General features: G+C 60.5%; 19 protein-coding genes. 9 read left to right on the top strand and 10 right to left on the bottom strand.

The window, feature by feature from the left end:
- Positions 1–97 precede the first annotated feature (97 nt).
- Positions 98–634: a DUF3093 domain-containing protein gene (locus tag HMPREF2565_RS08195; RefSeq protein ID WP_070513157.1), complete on the top strand. Its 537-nt coding sequence runs from the start codon at positions 98–100 to the stop codon at positions 632–634.
- A 44-nt stretch (positions 635–678) separates the two neighbouring features.
- Here HMPREF2565_RS08195 and HMPREF2565_RS08190 read toward each other — a convergent pair whose 3' ends face one another.
- Positions 679–969, bottom strand: a complete 291-nt coding sequence (locus tag HMPREF2565_RS08190; protein ID WP_070513154.1) for a DUF4193 domain-containing protein — start codon at positions 967–969, stop codon at positions 679–681.
- Between the two features lie 321 nt (positions 970–1,290).
- On the opposite strand from HMPREF2565_RS08190, the gene ppgK reads away from it, so the two are divergent.
- A complete protein-coding gene (ppgK, locus tag HMPREF2565_RS08185) occupies positions 1,291–2,088 on the top strand; it encodes a polyphosphate--glucose phosphotransferase (protein ID WP_046648180.1) in 798 nt (265 codons plus the stop codon).
- A 202-nt stretch (positions 2,089–2,290) separates the two neighbouring features.
- Positions 2,291–3,763, top strand: coding sequence for an RNA polymerase sigma factor (locus HMPREF2565_RS08180; RefSeq protein WP_070513148.1), 1,473 nt, complete (start codon positions 2,291–2,293; stop codon positions 3,761–3,763).
- Between the two features lie 92 nt (positions 3,764–3,855).
- Here the strand turns inward: HMPREF2565_RS08180 and HMPREF2565_RS13745 are convergent, their stop codons facing one another.
- The 8 genes from HMPREF2565_RS13745 to HMPREF2565_RS08140 all read right to left on the bottom strand — a co-directional run bounded on the left by HMPREF2565_RS13745 (position 3,856) and on the right by HMPREF2565_RS08140 (position 11,263).
- The gene (locus HMPREF2565_RS13745) at positions 3,856–4,242 is read right to left on the bottom strand and encodes a hypothetical protein (RefSeq protein WP_141745900.1); all 387 of its coding nucleotides are present in this window, start codon (positions 4,240–4,242) and stop codon (positions 3,856–3,858) included.
- A 120-nt stretch (positions 4,243–4,362) separates the two neighbouring features.
- Positions 4,363–5,073, bottom strand: a complete 711-nt coding sequence (gene dhaM, locus HMPREF2565_RS08170) for a dihydroxyacetone kinase phosphoryl donor subunit DhaM (RefSeq protein WP_070513142.1) — start codon at positions 5,071–5,073, stop codon at positions 4,363–4,365.
- 3 nt (positions 5,074–5,076) lie between these two features.
- On the bottom strand, positions 5,077–5,742 hold the full coding sequence (gene dhaL, locus HMPREF2565_RS08165) for a dihydroxyacetone kinase subunit DhaL (RefSeq protein WP_070513139.1): 666 nt from the start codon (positions 5,740–5,742) through the stop codon (positions 5,077–5,079).
- Between the two features lie 10 nt (positions 5,743–5,752).
- Positions 5,753–6,754 (bottom strand): dihydroxyacetone kinase subunit DhaK, encoded by a 1,002-nt coding sequence (gene dhaK / locus HMPREF2565_RS08160; protein WP_070513136.1) that lies wholly within the window; start codon positions 6,752–6,754, stop codon positions 5,753–5,755.
- Positions 6,755–6,878: 124 nt separating this feature from the next.
- Positions 6,879–8,507, bottom strand: coding sequence for an MFS transporter (locus tag HMPREF2565_RS08155; protein WP_070513133.1), 1,629 nt, complete (start codon positions 8,505–8,507; stop codon positions 6,879–6,881).
- Between the two features lie 2 nt (positions 8,508–8,509).
- Positions 8,510–8,956, bottom strand: a complete 447-nt coding sequence (locus HMPREF2565_RS08150; RefSeq protein WP_070513130.1) for a DUF2871 domain-containing protein — start codon at positions 8,954–8,956, stop codon at positions 8,510–8,512.
- Between the two features lie 162 nt (positions 8,957–9,118).
- Positions 9,119–10,909, bottom strand: coding sequence for a DEAD/DEAH box helicase (locus tag HMPREF2565_RS08145; protein ID WP_070513127.1), 1,791 nt, complete (start codon positions 10,907–10,909; stop codon positions 9,119–9,121).
- A 102-nt stretch (positions 10,910–11,011) separates the two neighbouring features.
- Entirely contained in the window at positions 11,012–11,263 is a 252-nt protein-coding gene (locus tag HMPREF2565_RS08140) for a DUF3039 domain-containing protein (protein WP_046648196.1), read from the bottom strand.
- Positions 11,264–11,311: 48 nt separating this feature from the next.
- On the opposite strand from HMPREF2565_RS08140, the gene HMPREF2565_RS08135 reads away from it, so the two are divergent.
- The 6 genes from HMPREF2565_RS08135 (at position 11,312) to galE (ending at position 17,047) form a co-directional block, all read left to right on the top strand.
- Complete coding sequence (locus tag HMPREF2565_RS08135) at positions 11,312–11,773, top strand: DUF3099 domain-containing protein (RefSeq protein ID WP_118779511.1); 462 nt, start codon at positions 11,312–11,314, stop codon at positions 11,771–11,773.
- 78 nt (positions 11,774–11,851) lie between these two features.
- On the top strand, positions 11,852–13,393 hold the full coding sequence (locus HMPREF2565_RS08130) for a DUF7782 domain-containing protein (RefSeq protein ID WP_210385892.1): 1,542 nt from the start codon (positions 11,852–11,854) through the stop codon (positions 13,391–13,393).
- 86 nt (positions 13,394–13,479) lie between these two features.
- Positions 13,480–13,956: a D-aminoacyl-tRNA deacylase gene (gene dtd, locus HMPREF2565_RS08125; protein WP_071407128.1), complete on the top strand. Its 477-nt coding sequence runs from the start codon at positions 13,480–13,482 to the stop codon at positions 13,954–13,956.
- Between the two features lie 139 nt (positions 13,957–14,095).
- Positions 14,096–15,091, top strand: a complete 996-nt coding sequence (locus HMPREF2565_RS08120) for a sigma-70 family RNA polymerase sigma factor (protein ID WP_046648202.1) — start codon at positions 14,096–14,098, stop codon at positions 15,089–15,091.
- A 287-nt stretch (positions 15,092–15,378) separates the two neighbouring features.
- Positions 15,379–16,059 (top strand): metal-dependent transcriptional regulator, encoded by a 681-nt coding sequence (locus HMPREF2565_RS08115; RefSeq protein ID WP_046648203.1) that lies wholly within the window; start codon positions 15,379–15,381, stop codon positions 16,057–16,059.
- Positions 16,060–16,063: 4 nt separating this feature from the next.
- The gene (galE, locus tag HMPREF2565_RS08110) at positions 16,064–17,047 is read left to right on the top strand and encodes a UDP-glucose 4-epimerase GalE (protein ID WP_046648205.1); all 984 of its coding nucleotides are present in this window, start codon (positions 16,064–16,066) and stop codon (positions 17,045–17,047) included.
- On the opposite strand, the gene HMPREF2565_RS08105 is transcribed toward galE, so the two are convergent.
- Complete coding sequence (locus HMPREF2565_RS08105; RefSeq protein WP_046648207.1) at positions 17,004–18,152, bottom strand: DUF4192 domain-containing protein; 1,149 nt, start codon at positions 18,150–18,152, stop codon at positions 17,004–17,006. The two genes, galE and HMPREF2565_RS08105, sit on opposite strands and share 44 nt — an antisense overlap.
- Positions 18,153–18,284 lie beyond the last annotated feature (132 nt).

The raw sequence follows: 18,284 nt of genomic DNA, 5'->3' as shown, positions 1-18,284 counted from the left end.
TCCCCAACCGTCAGGGCTGGAAGCCGCGTCAGCCTGGCAGCCGCGCCTACTCTGCGTGTTGGGCTCTCCCCTTCCCCGACGGCTAGACTCGAAGGTCATGACTTCGAGTTCTTCGTCTGCTTCCCCCTCGGCACCAGCCGCTTCCCCAGTGATCCTCTACCGTGAGCGCCAATGGGTGCCGTGGTACTGGTGGCTGATGACGGCCTTTGTTGTAGCGATCTCCACCGCCACAGTCAGCCTCAACCGTGGAATCATGTGGGTCATCGTCCCCGCCATCCTGCTCAGTGCCATCGCCGCGTGGGTCCTGCTGACATGGTCCAACACGGTGGTGCAGGTGGAACAGGATGCCGACGGCACACGGTGGCTCACCGTCAAGGACGCGCAGCTGCCGAACGATGTTGTCGCCCGCAGTACCGCGGTGCCGGCCACTGCACGCCGCAACGCGCTCGGTCCACAGCTCGATCCGGCTGCCTTCCTCGTCACACACGGCTGGGTACCCGAACACGTCATGCTCGTCCTCGATGACCCCGAAGATCCAACGCCCTACTGGCTCATCGGATCCACCAACCCCGAAAAACTCCTCGCAGCCTTTGTCCCCGAGCAGGCCGCAGCAGCTACAAGGCGCAGCAATTAAGGCTTGAATTAAGGCCTCAGCCACGCCTCGGTGAAACTGGCCTACTAGGCGCAGTCCATGCAGATTGGCTCGCCGTCCTCTTCATGGTCAAGGCGCTTGTTGGACTGCACCAAGAAACATACAGAGCAGGTGAACTCGTTTTCTTTGCGCGGAACGACGGTGACGTTGAGCTCTTCACCGGTCAGGTCCACTGACGGCGGTTCGAAGGCCTCGACGATTTCTCCATCGTCATCCATGCCATTGTTATCGCTTTCAGCCGCCTTCAGGCCCTCGAGGGAATCGGCCTCGAGGTCGTCTTCAGCGCGGCGACGCGGTGCGTCATAATCCGTGGCCATAATGCTTGCCCCTGTGAGTCAGATCGATAGGTATGTGTATTTATCGACGGCATCCTAAACCAGACTGGCCTCTGTGTCACACTCGCCCCGCCGTGGGGGCACCAAACCCTGCACTATCCTACCCCCTATTACTCCTCCTTCACCCCTGTGACCTGCTGATTCCAGCTCTATAGCGGGCCGCAAGAATTTCATCACAGTCTGTGCTTACCGCCAGCCCAAAAAGCGCGTCACGCACCGCAAACCGCACGGCACTACCGCTACTGCCCTTTTCATCCCTCGGATCATGCCGCATCATCGCGCGGGCCCACATAGACTGTCGGTATGACCGCCCATGAATCACAGCACCAGGACACGAAACCGAGCCCGCAGCACGAAGGCCACGCCTTCGGCATCGATGTTGGAGGCTCTGGCATCAAGGGTGCCGAAGTCGACCTCGCAACGGGAGAGTTCGTTGGTGACCGCCTCAAGATTGCTACTCCCCAGCCCGCAACGCCGGACGCCGTCGCCAAGGTGATTGCCCAGATCATCGAAGAGAAGAACTGGGACGGTCCCGTCGGCATTACCATGCCAGCGGTGGTAAAGGACCAGGTAATCCGCAGCGCGGCAAACATTGATAAATCCTGGATCGGCACGGATGCACAGGAATTGTTGAGCTCATACCTCGACGTTCCTTTTACCGTGCTTAACGACGCCGACGCGGCCGGCCTCGCCGAGGTGGCTTATGGCGACGAGATTGCGCGCTCCGGCCCCGTCATCTTCCTCACTTTGGGCACTGGTATTGGTTCCGCTTTCCTGCTAGATGGCCAGCTTTTCCCCAATACGGAGATTGGGCACCTCATCGTTGGCGAGAAGGAGGCGGAGCACCAAGCTTCTTCAGCCGTCAAGGACCGCGAGGGGCTCAAAACCAAGCAGTGGGCGAAGCGCGTCAACCGCGTACTCCACGAGTATGAGGCCCTGTTTAACCCTTCAGCCTTCGTCATCGGCGGAGGAATTTCCCGCAAGTTTGACAAGTGGGGAGAGCACCTCCGCATCGAAACGCCCGTCGTTGCAGCTCAGCTTCGCAATCGCGCCGGTATAGTAGGCGCAGCCATGGCAGCACAAGAAGGTATTCGCCCATAAGGCAACCGGGGGCCAGCATTTCCGAGTTGACCCCAGTCACCGCCTAGTGCAAGAAATGATCTATACTGGGCTGTCGATTATCCAATATCCAGCGGCGCGCCTCCCCTGCTCATCTCGGAGGCGGGCTAGCATCGGGGACTAGTCGCGACTAACTTGCGCGTCCCCATAGTTTCCACTCAGAGAGCAAGTCGAAAGGGCGTACGTGGCAGCCACTGATTCTTCAGACCAGGTACTCGGCGCGGGCGAGAGCACCTCCGAGGCATCTGCACCTGCACAGAAGACCGCCAAAAAGACGGCAAAAAAGACCGCTAAGAAAACGGCCAAGAAAACCGCGAAAAAGACAGCCAAAAAGACAGCCAAGAAAACGGCTAAAAAGACGGCCAAGAAGGCAACAAAGAAGACCACCCGCAAGTCTGCACAAAAGGCCACAAAAAAGGCGGCCAAGAAGACTGTGCGTAAGTCAGCAGCCACAAAGGCAACGTCGCCTGAAGCTGCCAAGTCTTCCGAGGATCTCGCCGAGGATCAGACCGACGAGTTGGACGCCGACACCACTGACGATGCCGATATCGATTTCGATCCGGACAACGCCGAGATGGATGATGAAGACGAGTTCGGCGACGACGATGATGACCTCGAGGGCGACGACGCTGATGAGGACGAGGACGATGGTTCCTCGGTCTGGGACGAGGATGAGTCCGCAGCCCTGCGCCAAGCCCGCAAAGATGCGGAGCTGACCGCGTCGGCAGACTCTGTCCGCGCCTACCTGAAGCAAATCGGTAAGGTCGCCCTGCTCAATGCCGAGCAAGAGGTCTCCCTCGCCAAGCGAATCGAGGCTGGCCTCTACGCTCAGTACCGCATGGATGAGATGGAAAAGGCCCGTGCCGAAGGCGACAAGGCCGCCAAGCTTTCCCCCATGGAAAAGCGTGACATGCGTGCCATCGCTCGTGATGGCCGCAAGGCGAAGAACCACCTTCTCGAGGCAAACCTGCGTCTCGTGGTGTCCTTGGCCAAGCGCTACACCGGCCGCGGCATGGCCTTCTTGGATCTCATCCAGGAAGGCAACTTGGGTCTCATCCGCGCTGTTGAGAAGTTTGACTACACCAAGGGCTACAAGTTCTCCACGTATGCCACCTGGTGGATCCGTCAGGCTATTACCCGCGCGATGGCAGACCAAGCACGCACCATCCGCATTCCTGTGCACATGGTCGAGGTCATCAACAAGCTGGGCCGCATCCAGCGAGAGCTGCTGCAGGATTTGGGCCGCGAGCCCACGCCGCTGGAGCTGGCGAAGGAAATGGACATCACCGAGGAAAAGGTGCTGGAAATCCAGCAGTACGCTCGTGAACCCATCTCCTTGGACCAGACCATCGGTGATGAGGGTGACTCCCAGCTGGGTGACTTCATTGAGGACTCCGAGGCCGTCATTGCTGTCGACGCGGTCTCCTTCACCTTGCTGCAAGACCAGCTGCAGGACGTGCTCACGACCCTGTCTGAACGTGAGGCGGGCGTGGTTCGTCTGCGCTTCGGCCTCACCGATGGCATGCCGCGCACTTTAGACGAAATCGGCCAAGTCTATGGTGTCACCCGCGAACGTATTCGCCAGATCGAGTCCAAGACCATGTCCAAGCTGCGCCACCCTTCGCGCTCCCAGGTGCTGCGAGACTATCTCGACTAAGCCCGCGGACACGACAGTGGCGGCGAGGAAATCTTTTCCTCGCCGCCACTTTTCTTTCTGTATGTTCCAGGGCTCTGGGTTTCCTAACAGCTCTAGGGATTGAGTCCCATGACCACCATCATGGCCATGGGAACGAACGGTGCGATGCAACTCCAGCAGAATCCGATGATCATCCCGGACACTGTGATGCCGGTTCGCCTATGCTCCGGGCTTCGCCCTGATCCGAGGATGAGCGCCACGATCCCCAACCCCACCGCGCACCATCCGGTAAAGATCGTCAGCATCGACGACAAGAATCCCACTGCACCCCACAAGAGTGACAGTACGATGATGACGAGTGGCGGAAGCACCGCCAGCCCCAGTACCCACGGCGCGAGGGGATTCGGCGTGGAAGGGTGTTCTATCGGCGGCGCGTGCGAGCCCGCAGAGGAATAAGGGGAAGTATTCGGATAAGCCTGTACGTAATCGGGCTGGTTCATGGATTCCCCGCTTTCAAGAGAACTCAACTAGGACGCTGCCTTTACCTTATTCGAAGGCAGTGGAAGCGTCCTTTCATGCGGGGGACGGTGCCCGCACGCCGCACCATTCGGGGCACGCTTCTAACCGTCGAGCCCCAGCTCGATGGCCGTGGCAATCCGGTCGATGACTTCCTTATCGGAGACATCTCCGCTAATGGTCACCGATGCACCCTGGCAAGCACCGAGCGACATCAGCATCATCGCGGAGTCTGCCTCTACTGCCTCACCGTTATAGGTAAGGACGATATCGCCCTCTGCTTCAGCCGCCATTTCAGCGATCTTGGACGCGGGACGGGCATGGAGTCCTGCTTCATCGGCAATGGTCACAGTCAGCGAGTATCGATGTGGATCTTCCTCTTGGTCTTGCTCGCGCACAGTCCCGGGAGCAGCAGGCTGCTGAGGAGTTAAAGCCTCGATAGCTCGTCTAGCGGCGTCAGCAACTGCCCCCAGATCATCGCCTTGCTGGGCGGCGGTTGCCGCAGCGATAGTGGCCTCGACCAGTGGGGCATCAACGAACAGTGCTTGCTCTTCGTCCAGAAACTCCAGAACCGATTCGACGGTCATCGTTGCCGAGCCCAAGTCCGTGAGCACAACAACGCTGAGACCTTGACCTATGGCGTGGCTGATAGCGCCTTCGATGAAGTCATAGGACGTTCCGATACTGCCGTCTTCCAAGCCACCTGCAGGAAGGATGGTGACATCAGCGGCCATCTGGGCGGCGAGCTCAGCCAATCCTTCTGCGAGCTTCGCGGAATGCGAAACGAGAACGAGTCCAACGCGCGGCTGTGCCATGCTCTACGCCCCCTTCCCAGTAGTGTCGGCGGCGTCAGCAGCCGCAGCGAGGAAAAGCGCCGAGGAGGCGGCACCCGGATCCTTGTGCCCGGCAGAACGCTCGCCCAGGTAGGAAGCGCGTCCCTTAGTCGCAACCATCGGGATAGTAGCGTCCGCGCCGGCTGCGGCCGCGTCGGCAGCCGCGCGCAAGACCTCGGCGGGGCTCTGTGCGGCATCGGCGGCGTCGCGGGCAGCGCGCGCCGCTGGCGCCCAAGCATCGACCATGGTCTTCTCCCCTTCCGTTGCTTTGCCGCGGGTCATGATTCCCTCGAGGGCGGCCTCAATAAGCGCAGCCGTCGTAGAAGCATCAATGTCACCGGTGCCGGCGGCCTTCGCCGCACGCAAGAAGGCGGTGCCCAACAATGGGCCGGAGGCTCCGCCGACGGTGGACATGAGAGTCTTCGCGGTTAGTTTGAGTACATCAGCGACCGTTGAGTCATCCGAAGAGATATCCGCAGCAACCTTGTCGACGACGGCGCGGAAACCACGGTCGACGTTTTCTCCATGGTCGCTATCGCCGATGGCACGGTCGAGCTCGATGAGCTCCTCACGGTGTTCACGCGCGGCTTCGGCACAGCTTTTCATCCATTCCTGTGCCCACGCGCTTGAAAGAGTTTCAGAATTCGTCATAGTTAGATTGTTACATTCCTTGGCGTAGTGCGGAGGTGTGGCAGGGAGCGTCGAAAAGCGCGAGGTCCTCGTCGTCCGCTCGCATGACGGTAACAGAGCACCCAGCCATGTCCAGGCTGGTGACGAAGTTACCCACGAGGGAGCGCTCAATGGCGATGCCAGCCTGCTGGAGACGCTGGGCCACGCGGCGGTAGACCACGTACAGCTCAGAGGCCGGGGTGGCGCCCATGCCATTGACGACGACGATGGTGCGCTCCCCCTCGCTCAGCTTAAGATCTGCCAAGACGGGGTCGAGTAGGTGATCAGTAACGTCATCGGCAGAAACCAGTGGAATTTCCTTGCGGCCCGGCTCGCCATGGATACCCACGCCGAGTTCGACTTCGTCTTCCCCAAGGTCGAAGGAGGGCTTGCCCACGTGCGGCACCGTGCAGGCGCTCAGTGCCGCGCCCATGGTCGCGGTATTCTCCACTACCTTCTTAGCCACCGCTGTCACCGCAGCAAGATCATCGCCGCGCTCGGCTGCGGCACCTGCCAGCTTCTCTACCAACAAGGTTCCTGCCACGCCGCGGCGTCCGGCGGTAAACGTAGAATCCTCCACCGCGACATCATCGTCGACGATGACCTGGCTGACCTCAATATCATCGAAGTCAGCCAGCTCGGCTGCCGTATCAAAGTTGAGAACATCGCCGGTATAGTTCTTGACGATGTAAAGAACGCCCGCCCCAGCACTTACCGCTTCGGTGGCTGCTTGGATTGCATCCGGTGTAGGCGACGTAAACATGGCGCCCGGCACCGCCGCGTCCAGCATGCCGTAACCAACGAAACCCGCGTGCAAAGGCTCGTGCCCAGAACCACCACCGGAGACAATAGCCACCTTGCCGTGTTCTTTCTTCTGTGCGCGGGCAACAAACAGCGGTTCCGTGTTGCGAGTCACAATGTCACCGTGGGCTAACGCGAAGCCTTCTACTGATTCGGCTACTACGTTGTCCGGCGAGTTGACGAGCTTTTTCATCATCCATCTCCTTAGGTTGTCTTTGGCCTAGAGCACTCTTCTCACAATGCTGCCGAGCCTACCCTTCGCTGCTGGATGTTTCGCTGAAACCGTTGCGCCAACACCGTGGGCTACGCCCCCTTGCTTAGCCCTGCGCTGCTTTGCGGACCTGCAACGCACCAATAAAACCGAGCCCTAAGAACGCAACTGCGGTCAGCAATGACCAACGCGCTGCATCACTCATACCGTCGCTGAGTGCTCGGACCAACACGGCAGTCTCCTCTCCGAAGGGACTGGCGGCACCCTGCGCACGCAGCCCAGCGATACTCGACCCAGCCGATTGACGCGCTGCTTCCGCTATTCCTTCCGCAGCCGGACCATCGAAGCCAATGGTATTAAGCGCCTTCGGCAGAGACAGCGCTAGCGAGACGGAAAAGACCGAACCGGAAATCGCGGTTCCCAGGGAAGAACCAATTTGACGAACTGTGCTCTGTGTCGCGGAAGCTTGGCCCGAGTTTTCCACGGGGATGTCACGCAAGACGGTTCCGGTTAACTGCGCAGAAGCGAATCCTAGGCCCACTCCATAGATCACAAGCGGCAGCGCGATGAGCCATCCGCTGGTGTCGGGACCGAGAATTTGCGCGAGTATGAGAGCACCGACGACCTCGAGGCTCAGGCCGATGAGTACGGTGCCAGGGGCGCCGAAGCGCCCAGCGACGTGGCGTGCGGCTGCACCTGAAATGAAGGCTCCGACGGCCATCGCCGCGAGCACAAGGCCGGCAGACATTACGCTTAAGCCCAACGCATTAATGAGGTATAACGGCAAGACGAAGATGATGGCGAACTCCCCGATGGCTACCGCACCGGCGGTGGTATTTCCCCACGAGAACGTCGGATAGGAAAATAGCCCCAAGTCCAAGAGTGCGGAGCGCTGAACCTTTTCGCGGTGCTTCTCCCAACGGATAAACAAAGTGAATCCGACCGCGGCGATGAGTAGCGCCACCGGCACAGCGGATACCGACGCGGTGGTAGGCCACGTCCACCCGAACACAGTCAGCTCCGCTTGCGGTGTCCACCAGCCAAGGCTGGGCCCCTCGATGACAGCGAAAACAAGGGCCCCAAAGGCAATCGCGCTCAGCTGCGCGCCGTCGACGTCGACTCCAGGGCGAGTCTCTGGGTTGCGGGTTTCCCGGACGGTAAGGACCGCTCCACCGGCCACGAAAAGGCCGATGGGGACGTTGACCAGAAAGATCCAGTGCCAGGACACCCACTGAGTAAGCGCGCCGCCGGCTAGAGGGCCTACGGCAGCAGCGCCTGAGATGACGGCGCCCCAGACGCCGAATGCGGCCGCACGATACTTCCCGCGGAATACGGCGTTCACGGTGGACAGGGTGGAGGGCATGATAAAAGCCGCGCCCACTGCCTGCACGGCACGTGCCGAGATGAGAATTCCCGCTGTTTCGGAGAAACCAGCCCACACGCTGCCTGCTACGAATACGGCGAGGCCGAGAAGGAAAGCTCGTTTGCGGCCCCAACTATCCGCGATTTTTCCTGTGGACAGTAGCAGTGCGGCAAGCACCACCGCGTAGAGGCTGTTGACCCACTGTGCCTGGGTAATATCCAGGTTGAGGTCCGTGATGATGGCGGGCAATGCCACGCCGACGATGGTGCCGTCGAGGACGATGAGGCCCAGACCTACCGATAAAACCGCAAGGCTTATCCAGTCACGGCGGGTTGGTGCCACCGTGCTGGATTCTGTTGTAGCCGCGGGCATAGCTAGGCGCTCACAGAAGTTGCGGCGGCAGGGTTAGCGGGCTCGTTCAATGCGCGGCCAAGTGCGACGAGGAAGAGTGCCAGACCCACCGTGATGAAGATGTGTCCGAGGCCGGCGATTCCGGCGATCATCGCGGTCGATTCCTCCCCCAGCACAGTTAAGCTACCGTGCCAGATGAGCATTCCAACGGTAAGCACAACGCCAATGTTGTAGAACCAGAAAAAGGAGTTAAAAAGCTTCGTGTTGCGGGACACGGCGAAGACCTTGTCCACCACAAGGAAGATGAGGAACATCATGAACCCCAGCGCCAAGAGGTGGGTATGGGCCACTCCTAGCTGGGTGAACTGTCCCTCCGGGAAATCGTTCGCGCGCGTGAACTCGCGGTAGAACACGCCGGCGCTCAACCCCATGACAAGGTAGAAGATGGCTGCTCTATAGAGGGACTGCATTGTGTGTTCCTTCCTAGCCACGCTGCTGTGGCGATTGCGTCGAGGATGGTGATTGGCCTTTAGACCATCTGCTATCCATCCTGCTTCGCGCTCACAGCGTTTCCATCGCGTAGCCGGTTGAGTTTCTCATCAACCAACTAGTTGATAGCGCGGCCGCGCCGGCTACCACTTGCGCAGGTAATCGATGCGCTCCCGCAGCTGCTCGGCGTCGCACAACGCAGTCGGCGGGCCACCGCAGGCCTTGCGGGCTTCGGTGTGGATGGCACCATGCGGGCGCCCGGTGCGTTGGGCGGTGATAGACACCACCGTGTTGAGCTCTTTGCGCAGCGCGGAAATCTCATCCACCACGCCTGGCTGGGAACCAGCACTGCTTGACGACGCCTCTGCCCCACGCTTGGGTGCATGTGGGGTGCCGTAGAGCTTGCGGCGTTGTTCCTCCGCTGCTTCCGCAGCCCGGCGCGCCTTCTCTTCTGCCTCGCGGCGGTCCAACTCTTCGGACTGCTTTTTGCGCAGGAGGTCCTTGACCTGGTCGGCGTCGAGAAGCCCGGGGATTCCGAGGAAGTCTTCCTCTTCGTCCGTGATATTGCCCGTCGTGAACTGCGAGCCGTTATAAAGCAGCCCGGAAAACTCTGCCTCCGCTCCGAGGGACTCGTAGGAAGGCTCGAGCATATCGGGCTCGGTCTTCTTCTGGTTAGCGTCCTCCAGAAGCTCGTCGTCCCAGCCTTCCTTGTCGGGGTTCTTCTCCCCTCCCAGGACGTGGTCGCGCTGCTTTTCCATGTTCTCGGCAAGGCCCAAGAGCACCGGCACGGAGGGCAGGAAGACGGAGGCCGTCTCGCCGGGCATGCGGGAGCGCACGAAACGCCCGATGGCCTGAGCGAAAAACAGCGGGGTCGAGGCAGAGGTGGCGTACACGCCCACGGCGAGGCGGGGAACGTCGACGCCCTCCGACACCATGCGCACGGCCACCATCCACTCGTCGGTGGATTCAGAGAACTCCGCAATGCGCGCGGAGGAGCCTGGGTCATCGGAGAGGATGACGGAGACTGGAGTATTGGAGATCTGCTTGAGGATCTTGGCGTAGGCGCGCGCGGTTGTCGTGTCGGTAGCAAGTACCAGACCGCCGGCATCCGGCATGTTGCGGCGCATCTGCATCAGCCGCGTGTGCGCCGCCTGCAAGACGGTGGGGATCCACTCGCCTTTCGGGTCGAGGGCCGTGCGCCAGGCGCGGGCTGTCTGCTCCGGATTGAGAATATCGCCGAGCCGGGCCGCATGTTCCTCACCGGCGCTATCACGCCAGCGGGATTCGCCGGAGTAGCTGAGGAAGACCACGGGGCGCACGACACCGTCGGCAAGCGCATCGCCATAGCCATACGTGTGATCAGAGCGGGATACGAGGTGGCCTTCCCCGTCCTCCTCATAGCGCACGAAGGGGATCTGCGAGTCATCGGAGCGGAAGGGCGTACCAGTCAGTGCGAGGCGGTGCTCCGCATCATCATAGGCTTCCCGCACGCCATCGCCCCAGCTCTTGGCATCTCCGGCGTGGTGAATCTCATCAAGGATCACCAGGGTGCGCCGCGCTGAGGCAACCGCGCGGTGCTTGTACGGGTGCATGCCCACCTGCGCATAGGTCACCACGACACCGTCCATCGCGGGGTTGACTCCCGAGGAGTTTGTGAATTTGGGGTCGAGCGCTAAACCTACGCGGGAGGCGGATTCCGACCACTGCACTTTGAGGTGCTCGGTGGGCACCACCACGATGACGCGCTCTACGGTGCGGTCCGCCATGAGCTCTGTGGCCACCCGCAGGGCGAAGGTGGTCTTACCTGCGCCTGGCGTTGCCACCGCCATGAAGTCCTGCGGCTTGGTGGCTAGGAACTTATCCAAAGCCGCGCGTTGCCACACGCGCAGCGAACCATTATTGGCAAATCTCTGTGCTGGAGTCTGTGTAGACACGGTCAGCGACTTTCCCCCTCTAGTTATCCCAACATCCCGCTTCTGTGAAGTTTTTCGTACGTTTCGTTTTACGCCGACGCAGGATGAGCGTCGACGTCGGACTTAACGGCGGCGCAAGCTCTTGTATATGCGCTCGCAGTCTGGGCACACGGGTGAGCCGGGCTTCGCTTGCTTGGTCACCGGGAAGGTCTCTCCACACAGGGCAACGACGTACTTGCCGTTGACCGCGGAATCGAGGATCTGGTTCTTCTTCACGTAGTGGAAGAACTTCGGGGTGTCGTCGTTGGTCGACGTATCCTCGCGGACATCAGGGCGTTCAATAGTCTTAGTCGTCGTACTCACGCCCCCTATCATGCCGCATCGGTATCGAAGTTGGCGAGTCCTGCAGCTACGCTTGTAGGCATGACCCCTTCGAACTCGCGCGATAACGCCCGCCATACCCCACGTTCGGGGCAGCGGCGCGGACGCCGATTCGGGCGCGAAACGCACCTCATCACGACTGCCAAGCTCGCCCCGGGTCAAGACCGGTATCGCCGCGAGATCATTTACTCCATACTGCAGTTTTTACGCGTTCCATCCCTCCTGATAGCCGGGGCCATGGTTTATGTTTGGCAGTGGTGGATCCCCGCTGCACTCGTCGTGGCCGTCACCTTCCCCCTCCCCTGGATCGCCGTGGTCATTGGCAATGGCCGGGGTCAAAAGAAAGACAAGCGCGAGAAGGCTGTTTATAAGCCCGCTATGGCTCGGCAAATGGCGCAGGCCCAGCGCGAGCAACTGACAAGCCGGTCCCATGGAGCGCTTCCCGGCGCGCCATCATCACACGACGATTCGGCGAAGCACAACACCATCGACCACGAAGACTAGACGTTTACCGTTTACCTCCCGAAGCAATGTAAGGACACTTTTGTGAGCACACAACAGCCTTCTCCTTTTGGCCCGGAGATGAACCCAGAGCACCCCGTCGCGGATGTCGCGGCCGACCTCGCCCGTGTCTTTGCTGACGCGGGATTCACCGCGGACGGCATCGCGGGACACTTAGGGCCGGAGTACACCGAAGCCCTACATCGCGGGGAGCCCGAGGCCGTGGCGCTGGGTGCTAGCGGCGACTCCCGTCTCGACCACCTCATCCGCATCTTTGTGTTGCACGAGCACGTGCCGGCCACGCTGCTTTCCGACGTCCTCGGTGCCCGCCTAGCCACCCAATTGCTTGACAGCGGTGTCGCGCTTACCGACGATCACGGCACTGTCTACGTGGCATACGACATTCGGCCGCACGTCATCGTGGGCAAGAATCGCGTGGTGTTTTCCGATGTTGATGCTTCCCTCGTGGACCACGTTCCCGGTCCCGAGCACGTCTTGGGTGTCGGCTCTGCCAGCCTTTCCCTACTTCATTCGACTCCCACTACTCCGGTGTCATCGGCGCTGGATCTGGGCACAGGCTCTGGCGTGCAGGTCCTGGGGCAGCTGGATTCTGCAGAGCGCATCGTCGCTACTGATGTCCATGAGCGAGCCCTCGAGCTCGCCCGCGCTACCGTTGCTGCAGCGGACGCAAAGGAGCGGGTCGAACTGCGCCAGGGTTCGTGGTTCGAGCCGGTACAACACGAGCGCTTCGACCGCATCGTGGCCAATCCTCCATTCGTGGTGGGCCTTCCTGAGGTCGGCCATGTGTACCGAGAATCCGGACTCAACCTCGATGGTGCTAGTGAGCTCGTGGTGTCCCAAGCCGTGGAACACCTCACCCCTGGAGGAACCGCGCACGTGCTCGCCGCGTGGGTTCATCAAGGCGAGGAGTCCTGGCAACAGCGGGTTGCCTCGTGGTTACCGGACACCGGTGTAGCCGCATGGATCATTCAACGCGACGTGGCAGATCCTGCCCTTTATGTGTCCACCTGGTTAAGCGATGAGTCCGTGGATGTTCGCAGCCCTGAGGGAAGGGAGCGTTCGCGCCGCTGGCTCGAGCACTTCCGCGACCATGAGGTCACCGGCATTGGGTTTGGTTTCGTGGCCATCCAGAGGATTGGGGACGACGAGCCCTCGGATATTCTGGCCGAGACAATGTCACAGCCGGTCATCGATCCGCTCGGGCGCGAAGTGGAAGAATACTTTGCGCGCGTCGAGTGGCTGCGCGCTTTGGTGCCAGGTGAGCTGGAGACCAAGCGCGTTCAGCTGCGCCCCGGTGTTGCTCGGGAAGACGTGGCCTTGCCGGATTCTGAGCTTGGCATGGGCTTCGAGCGCGCAGCGCTACGCTTGAGCCGGACCGACGGTCCGCGCTGGCAGCATGATGTCGACGAGCACCTCGCGGCCATCGTCGCCGGGCTTAATCCACATGGGTTGAGCATCGGCGAAACCATCGAGCTTTACGCCGCAGCACAAGGCTTTGATGAGACCGCACTGGTGAGTGCTGCGCTTCCTGCCATCGTGGATCTCATCCGCCATGGTCTGCTGATCCCCACGGAGCTGCTGGCTTTTAGCAACACCGAGTAGGCCGAGTAGTTCGCGTTAGCTGTATCCCCAGTAGCCTCATTGTGTACTGAAAACTCCTCCACAAGAAAGGTTGTGCATCCCCGACCATGCGTGCTGTTCTCACCCGCGTTTCTGAAGCTTCCGTAACGGTAGAAGGCGACGTTGTCGGTTCCATCAGCTGTCCCGACACCGGCGGCATCCTAGCGCTCATCGGTGTATCTCGTGACGATGTCACGGCGGGCACCGAAGCAGGTTCTGCCGACGGGCCATCCTTGGAGGAGCGCATGGACACGATGGCGCGCAAGATCGCCGAGCTGCGCATCCTCGAGGGCGAAACCAGCGTGGTTGACAGTGGAGCCCCGGTGCTAGTGGTAAGCCAGTTCACCCTCTACGGGCGAACGGCAAAGGGCCGCCGGCCATCGTGGTCAGATGCCGCACCCGGGGACGCGGCGGAACCGGTAATCCAAGGGGTTGTCGCTCGCCTCCGAGAGCGCGGGATTACTGTGGAGGAAGGTCGCTTCGGCGCCATGATGCAGGTCTCCTCCGTCAATGAAGGGCCGTTTACCGTGCTCGTTGAAGTGTAGTCTCGGCGCGCCTCCCCCAAAATGGCCTAAAACCCACCTCGCAGACCGGGATGCGTGAACTTTTTTCAAACCGTGGGAACTATCTGCGCCGAAGGTCCGTTGTAGGAGATGAACCAAGCCGCAACTTAGGAGGCATGAGATGGCCACATCATCCGCTGCTAGCGTCCAGGACGAGGACGGACAGGAAGTTGACCGCGGCTCACGCCGTAACCAGACTAATGACAATCCCTCCGCGGACTTGGTCCGCGTTTACCTCAACGGAATCGGCAAGACTGCGCTGCTGAGCGCCGAAGACGAGGTTGAGCTTGCACAGGCAATCGAGGTGGGCCTGTACGCCGAGTACAAGCTCGCCAATGCCGAAAAGCTGACCCGCGCCGAGAAGCGCGACCTCAAGATTCTCGCCCGCGAAGGCAAGAAGGCACGCTCCCACCTCCTCGAGGCTAACCTGCGCCTCGTGGTCTCCCTGGCTAAGCGTTATACCGGCCGCGGCATGCCGCTGCTGGACCTCATCCAGGAAGGAAACCTGGGCCTGATTCGCGCAATGGAGAAGTTTGACTATGCCAAGGGCTTCAAGTTCTCCACGTACGCCACGTGGTGGATCCGCCAGGCCATTACCCGCGGCATGGCTGACCAGTCCCGCACCATCCGCCTCCCGGTGCACCTGGTAGAGCAGGTCAATAAGCTTTCCCGCATCAAGCGCGAGATGTATCAGTCCTTGGGCCGCGAGGCTACGAATGAGGAGCTGGCCGAGGAATCCGGCATCGAAGAGTCCAAGATCGAAATGCTGCTGCGCCAGTCTCGCGATCCCGTCTCCCTGGATATGCCTGTGGGCACCGATGAAGAAGCACCGTTGGGTGACTTCATTGAGGATGCCGAGGCAACCGATGCGGAAACCGCCGTGGTGGCATCCATGCGCCACTCTGATATCCGCTCCGTCATCGGCTCCCTCGAGGAGCGTGAGCAGGATGTCATCCGCCTGCGCTATGGCTTGGACGACGGTGTTCCGCGCACCCTCGATCAGATTGGACGCAAGTTCGGTCTCTCCCGCGAGCGTGTTCGCCAGATTGAGCGCGAGGTCATGGCCAAGCTGCGGGAGGGCAACCGCGCCGATCGTCTCCGCGAATACGCGCTTTAAGTTCTGTTTCATAGCTTGGCGCTAGCCATCGAGGTTCATCCCTCCTGCCCACCTAAATTGTTGGCTGGGCTCGGGGAGGTCGATGCTCGGTGGCTTTCGTCATTTCTCGAGGGCCGTGAATCTCTTTGTCCATATCTTCCTATTCACCCCGCGCAGCGTGCAGCGCTGCGTGCGCTAAGCCCTGAAAAAATACGCTATTGTTTAAGATATTCTCTTAATACACTCCTATTACCGCGCCTAAACCTATGTGGCTACGGACCGCCGACAACGCAGAAAGGTAAGCCCACGTGAGGGATCTAGTTGACACCACGGAAATGTATCTGCGAACCATTTATGAGCTCGAAGAGGAAGGAATTACCCCACTGCGTGCTCGCATTGCAGAGCGCCTAGAGCAATCTGGGCCGACTGTGTCCCAGACTGTGGCTCGCATGGAGCGCGATGGCCTGCTCCACGTGCGCACGGACCGCAGCCTCGACCTCACCCAGCAAGGTCGCGAACTGGCCACCAATGTCATGCGCAAGCACCGCCTCGCTGAGCGCTTGCTCACGGACGTCCTGGGCCTCGATATTCACAAGGTTCATGATGAGGCCTGCCGTTGGGAGCACGTCATGAGCGAAGAGGTAGAGAAGCGAGTCATAGCCGTTCTTGAGGATTCTTCCCGCTCCCCCTTCGGCAACCCCATCCCAGGTTTGGCGCAGCTTGGCATGACCCCCGCGGAACTCGACCTGGGGACTCGCGCCATCGATCTTCCCACCGGGCAAAAGACTGCAGCCACCATCGTCCAGATCAACGAGGTTTTGCAGGCGGATAACTCGACTTTCCACGAGCTTTACTCGTGCGGTATTCAGGTTGGTTCGAAGGTTACCGTGGTCAATGAAAGCGGAACGATTACGCTGACCACGGAGTCGGGCCACACCGTCGAGCTTGTCGACGACCTCGCGCACGCTATCCGAGTCAAGGAGGACTAAGGCGATGAAGCTACTTGTTACTGGCGGTGCCGGCTATGTCGGCAGCGTGTGCGCGGCCGTCCTCGTGGAGAAGGGGCACGACGTCACCATCATCGATAACTTTTCCACCGGCAACCGCGAAGCTATCCCAGAGCAGGCCCGCCTCGTCGAGGGTGACGTGGCCGATGTCGCTCGTGAAGTGCTATCTGAAGGAGGCTTCGACGGCGTTGTGCATTTTGCCGCTCGCTCCCTCGTTGGCGAATCCGTTGAGGCTCCGGCTGACTATTGGCAGCACAATGTCGTCACGACGCTGCAGTTGCTCAACGCCATGCGCGAATTCGGCGTCACCAACCTTGTGTTTTCTTCGACCGCGGCAACGTACGGCGAGCCTGCACAGGTTCCGATCACAGAGACGATGCCTACGAAGCCGACGAATCCTTATGGCGCATCCAAGCTCGCAATCGACTACATGATCACCTCATATGCCCAGGCCTACGGCTTGGGGGCGACGTCGTTGCGCTACTTTAACGTCGCCGGTGCCTACGGCAGCATTGGCGAGAACCGCGAGGTGGAAACCCACCTCATTCCGCTTGTATTGCAGGTAGCACTTGGCCATCGCGACAAGATCTTCATTTTCGGCGATGACTACGACACTGCCGACGGCACCGCCGTCCGCGATTACATCCACATCCGTGACCTGGCCGACGCTCATGTGCTCGCGCTTGAAAGCAACGCTGCGGGTACACACCGCATCTATAACCTCGGCTCCGGAGACGGTTACTCTGTCAAGCAGGTCATTGAGGCCTGCCGCGAAGTCACCGGACACCCCATCCCCGCTGAGCTGGCGCCCCGCCGCGCAGGAGATCCCGCAACCCTCGTGGCCTCCTCGGACAAGATTAAGTCCGAGCTCGGATGGGATCCGAGCCGCACCGACTTGACCACCATCGTGACGGATGCGTGGAACTTTACCCGGCAGCTCGGCGAGCGGGCTCATTCCGCGCGGCGTTAGTGCTGCCCTCCCCAGCCGTATCCCCTACCGCGTTGTCGAAGGCCTTACGCGCCCCTGCGTGGATCGAAGCACGTATCTTTTCATGCAGCCCGTGGCGATAGGCCTGGCACAACAGCGAGCCTAGGCGATGGCTGGGGAACTCTTCCGTGACGAGCTGCAGTGCCGGTCCAGCCAGGATGTCCCACTCCTGTTCCATGTGTGCCAGGGCAAACAGGGTCAGAGCATTCGCCCGTAATTCTTCGCCGAATGTGCGCGCTGCTGCTAGGAGAAGGTACGCACCGGTTTCGCCAGCCTCCGCGCAGATGCCCACCACGAGGTCGCGCGTCCACGTCGTCGACAGCCACACGGCGCATGATGCCAACAGCTCTACATCTTCTTCGGCTTCCTCCACAGACGCCACCTGGTGAAGCGCCCACTGAGCATCATCCACAAAGTGCTCAAGGAGTTCCTTGCGCTTCTTCCCTTTCGCCGCGGCCACCTGGGCGCGAAACTGAGTCGCGGTATCGCGTGCTTGCCGGCTCAGGGCTTCGGCTTCGGCAGAATCGAGGTGTGGGTTTCCCGGCGCGAAAATGGCAAAGAATTCTTCCCTATTGAGCTCTGGAACAACATTGTGATTGACGCAGGAGCGCATCGAGGAGGCGTCGGTAAGCGCCGGTATAGTGCCTTCTACCCACTTTTTCATCGGCCCGCTCCCATCTGCGTTGACGGTTCCGTGCAACAAAACGTAGGGCTCATGTTTGGTGATTTCCTTGGCGTACCAGGCCGCGTCAATCTCCAACCCGTCACAGGAACGATCCAGGCCGTAGAGCCAGTGGGTCACCTCCCGTAATTCAGTAAGCGGGCGCTGCGAAATGAGGAAGGCGAAGACGCCTTCGCGGGCATTCTCTGCCAGCATCGCCGCGATGTCTGGCAGGGCTCCGGCGGCATCGGGGATATCGACGCGGGCGAGCGGACCCATGGCCGGGCCGCGCGGGGTGGTGTCAATGGCCATGAATACCACCGATTCGGTGGGATAGAAGCCAAGGAGTCCGGGGATGTTAGCAAGGAGATGACCAGGTGTCGTAATCGGTGGGGTGTTATCTGTGTGCGTTGAGAATGTGCTCATACTTGTACCCTGAACCAGGGCTGCCACAGGACGCTAGGGGGATCACGCCACACACGGAGAATCTGTGGATAACTAGTCCGGACTGGTCTGCAATCCGAGGGAAAGAGCCAAGTTATTCACACCCACCAACTC

Source organism: Corynebacterium sp. HMSC072A04, assembly GCF_001809235.1.
GTDB classification, from domain to species: Bacteria; Actinomycetota; Actinomycetes; order Mycobacteriales; family Mycobacteriaceae; genus Corynebacterium; species Corynebacterium hiratae.
The sequence above is the reverse complement of the archived record's forward strand: the minus strand, read 5'-3'. Positions and strand labels throughout refer to the sequence as shown.